This is a genomic window from Mesorhizobium sp. M7D.F.Ca.US.004.01.2.1, assembly GCF_003997785.1.
Classification (GTDB): Bacteria; Pseudomonadota; Alphaproteobacteria; order Rhizobiales; family Rhizobiaceae; genus Mesorhizobium; species Mesorhizobium loti.
In genome coordinates, this window is the sequence record NZ_RZRQ01000625.1 from 1 (window position 1) to 1,613 (window position 1,613).

General features: G+C 59.1%; 1 protein-coding gene. It reads right to left on the reverse strand.

The window, feature by feature from the left end; genetic code table 11:
• On the reverse strand, positions 1 to 1,613 hold a 1,613-nt coding region (locus EN993_RS35565), incomplete at both ends, for a Tn3 family transposase (protein ID WP_127266216.1).

Genomic DNA, 1,613 nt, shown 5'->3' on the forward strand with positions numbered 1-1,613 from the left:
GCTTCTTCAGGATCGTAGACGGCACCACGGATCGCGTCGTGATCGACGCCGCCAGATGGAGCAGATCGTCCCAATGGTCGAGAATCAGGGTGGTGTTGATCGGTGCCCCGATATGGTTCGACAGCGCCGGGTATGCATCGCCTTTCTCGAATGTGTGGAATTTCCGGTCTTTAAGATTGCGCAGTCGCGGTGCGAAGCGTTTGCCGATCAGAGCGAATAGCCCAAAGACGTGATCGCTCGCGCCGCCGGTGTCCGTGAAGTGCTCTTGGATGTCGAGGATTGTGTCCTGGTCGAATAGCCCATCGAGCACATAGGCGGCCTCGCTTTCGGTCGGACTGATGGGCAGAATGCTGAAGTAGCCATACTGATCGGAAAGATGGCTGTAAAATTTCGATCCGGGTTCGCTGCCATAGTGCAGATTGACGTCACCGCGCTTTGCGGCACGGTCGCTCGCGCGGAAGAATTGGCCATCGGACGATGATGTTGTTCCGTTGCCCCACAGTCGAGAATGCGGATGTCGGGTGTGTGCATCGGTGATACATGCTTGCGCCGCCCGATAGGTCTCGGACCGCGCGTGGAAGGTGCGCATCCAGCCGATCTGGTGCGCGCTGATGCCCTTGGACGCGCTCGCCATTCGCTTCGGACCGAGGTTGGTCGCATCGGCCAGCACGCCGGCCAGCATGGCCGAGACATTTCTTGGGACGTCGCCGGTGCGAACATGCGTGAAGAAATCCGCAAAGCCGGTCCATTCATGCACTTCCCTCAGCAGGTCGGGAACTTCGACCAACGGATACAACTCGCTGATCTCGGCATTCAATTCTTCGGCTGCGGCAGGCACCTCACCGGCGATCGGCGTGACGATCAACGTTCCATTTTCAAGACGAACACCTTGGAGCTTTCCGGACCGCGCTCTATGCGCCAGACGCTTCAGGTTGAAGTCGAGCATGTGACGCGCTTCGGCAAGCCACTGCGCGCCGTCACCTTGGACGCCCAGTCCAAGGCGGTCCTCCTCCTTCATGGACGTGAATGTTGACCGCGGCATCAGATGCTCGTCGATCGGCCGGAAGGATCGGCTGCCATCGACCCAAATGTCCGCAGATCGAAGCCGGTCCCGCAAAGCCGCGAGCGTCGCAATTTCATAGAGACGACGATCAGGTTTGTCCTGGCCGAAGATGAGCTTTCGATCGGACTGGCTTAGGTGAGTGACGGGAACGCGATCCGGAAGTGTCCGACGCTTCTCGGCATAGAGGCCTTTCAGGACCGAAATTGCCGCAAGAAGCGGATCGTGGCGGCGCGCTGAGCGGAACGTGAACGCCTGTAGGAACGCACCGGCATATTTGTTGACGGTCGCATATTGCTCTGCCGCCAAGGTCAAGGGTGACGCCTCATTGTCTTCGACCATCGACTCAAGCTCAGGCTTGATTCGGAGCAGGCGGTGCCACCCGACTTCCTGATCGAGAACCTCCAATGCGTTCCGGCCATAGTCGTTCGCGGATTGGAGAGCAGTGATGGTTTGGAGGAACATGCGCAGCGCCTTGGCGGTATCCGGCCTGCAGTCCATGTGCCGCTGCTTCTTGCGGTTATTGGCTTGCGAGAACAGCCGACCTATCAGC